The organism is Streptomyces otsuchiensis, from assembly GCF_004305975.1.
GTDB classification, from domain to species: domain Bacteria; phylum Actinomycetota; class Actinomycetes; order Streptomycetales; family Streptomycetaceae; genus Streptomyces; species Streptomyces otsuchiensis.
The window spans coordinates 1-490 of record NZ_BHZI01000599.1 but is presented as its reverse complement, the minus strand read 5'-3'; the positions used below and the strand labels follow the sequence as shown (position 1 = coordinate 490).

1 protein-coding gene is annotated in these 490 nt (G+C 63.7%); it reads left to right on the top strand.

Features of this window, described 5'->3' with window-relative positions:
• Nucleotides 1-74: 74 nt before the first annotated feature.
• On the top strand, nucleotides 75-320 hold the full coding sequence (locus tag E0D90_RS26035; RefSeq protein ID WP_130800346.1) for an integrase core domain-containing protein: 246 nt from the start codon (nucleotides 75-77) through the stop codon (nucleotides 318-320).
• The last annotated feature ends 170 nt before the right edge of the window (nucleotides 321-490 follow it).

Below are 490 nucleotides of genomic sequence, written 5' to 3'. Positions count from 1 at the left end.
GTCATCACCGGCTACTTCAAAGCCCCGCACGTCCGCTACATCCTCGACGAGTGAACCCAATGAGTTTCTGATCAATAGCAGTCCAGTTCGAGGTAAGACTCTCGGTTGGCCGCACCGGCCAGCGCGGGGACAACGCGCTCGCAGAGTCGTTCATCTCGACCATCAAACGCGAACTGCTCGGCGCCTCCGCCTGGCCCCGCCGGGCCGCAGCCCGCACCGCGATCTTCGACCTCAGCGAAGGCTGGCACACCTTGCACCGACTGCACAGCAGCCTCGGCTACCTCAGCCCCGCCGAGTACGAGACCTCACTCGCAGTCTGACCACCACACCAATGGTGTCCGTCAAAGCGGAACAAGCTCAGTATCACTCCGGCAGCTACAAGAGCGTTGCCTCCCAACTCCCCGGGCTCCTAAGGGATGCCAACAGCGCGGTCGCCCACTACGACAATGGCGAGGACCACCGCCAGGCGCTTCTGGCCCGAGCCGAAGCC